A 1,633-nucleotide genomic window follows, 5' to 3' on the forward strand; every position below is an offset into this window, starting at 1 on the left:
TCTCGGGTTCGCGTTAGGTCCCGACTAACCCTGATCCGATTAGCGTTGATCAGGAAACCTGGGTCTTGCGGTGTGCGGGTTTCTCGCCCGCATTATCGTTACTTATGCCTACATTTGCTTTTCCAAAGGCTCCAGCAGGGCTGACGCCCCACATTCACCGCCGTTGGAATGCTCCCCTACCACTATTCCCGATAAATCGGGATATAATCCTTCGCTTCGGTACCATGTTTGATGCCCGATTATTATCGACGCCCTGTCGCTCGACCAGTGAGCTGTTACGCACTCTTTAAAGGAATAGCTGCTTCCAAGCTAACCTCCTGGCTGTCTCTGCAACTGGACCACCTTTGTTCAACTTAACATGGATTTGGGGACCTTAGCGGAAGGTCTGGGTTCTTTCCCTCTCGGACTTGGACCTTAGCACCCAAGCCCTCACTGCCGCTTCTGTATGACGGCATTCGGAGTTCGTCAGGATTTGGTAGGATTTGACTCCCCCTAGTCCTATCGGTAGCTCTACCTCCGTCATACAATCCACGACGCTGTTCCTAAAAACATTTCGGGGAGTACGAGCTATTTCCCAGTTTGATTAGCCTTTCACCCCTACCCACAGCTCATCCGGAAACTTTTCAACGTTTATCGGTTCGGTCCTCCATTGTGTGTTACCACAACTTCAACCTGGCCATGGGTAGATCACTAGGTTTCGCGTCTACCCCCACCGACTCAATCGCCCTTTCAGACTCGCTTTCGCTCCGGGTGCGGCACTGAATGCCTTACCCTTGCCGGTGAGGAGTAACTCGTAGGCTCATTATGCAAAAGGCACGCCGTCACCACACAAAGTGGCTCCGACCGCTTGTAAGCGCACGGTTTCAGGTTCTGTTTCACCCCGTTATTCACGGTACTTTTCACCTTTCCCTCACGGTACTGGTTCACTATCGGTCTCTCAGGAGTATTTAGCCTTACCGGATGGTGCCGGCAGTTTCAATCGGGATTTCTCCGGTCCCGACCTACTCAGGATACCCGTCTCGCGGACGATCCTTCCAATACGGGACTCTCACCCCCTACGGTCAGCTTTCCCACGCTGTTCTCGTCGGATCGTCTTTGATTGTACAGGTCCTACAACCCCGCCTATGCCGTGACATAAACGGTTTGGGCTCTTCCGCTTTCGCTCGCCACTACTCACGGAATCATTGTTATTTTCTCCTCCTATGGGTACTTAGATGTTTCAGTTCCCCACGTTCGCCTTCCTTGCGGAATAGCCGATAAATCGGCTGGGTTGCCCCATTCGGACATCCACGGATCAATTCGTATTGGCCGATCCCCGTGGCTTTTCGCAGCTTATCACGTCCTTCCTCGCCTCTGAGAGCCTAGGCATCCCCCGTGCGCCCTTGTTCACTTACTCTACTTTTGTGGTACTCCAGTACCACGTCTGTTACAATTTCTGCTCAACATGTCAATGAACTTTGTTACTACGCTTATAGTACGTGTTTGAAGTGATTGTAAGACTCCTGATGACAGGGACTTTTCCAGAAAGGAGGTGTTCCAGCCGCACCTTCCGGTACGGCTACCTTGTTACGACTTAGCCCCAGTTACCGGTTCTACCCTAAACAGCTCCTTGACGGTTACTGCCTTCAGGTCT

2 rRNA genes are annotated in these 1,633 nt (G+C 52.0%); both read right to left on the reverse strand.

What is annotated here, in order from left to right:
• Nucleotides 1-1,396, reverse strand: a 23S ribosomal RNA gene (locus LZF95_RS26415); the annotation flags it as partial.
• Between the two features lie 128 nt (nucleotides 1,397-1,524).
• Nucleotides 1,525-1,633, reverse strand: a 16S ribosomal RNA gene (locus LZF95_RS26420); the annotation flags it as partial.

The sequence above is a fragment of the Algoriphagus sp. AGSA1 genome (assembly GCF_021390545.1).
In the GTDB taxonomy this organism is placed as follows: domain Bacteria; phylum Bacteroidota; class Bacteroidia; order Cytophagales; family Cyclobacteriaceae; genus Algoriphagus.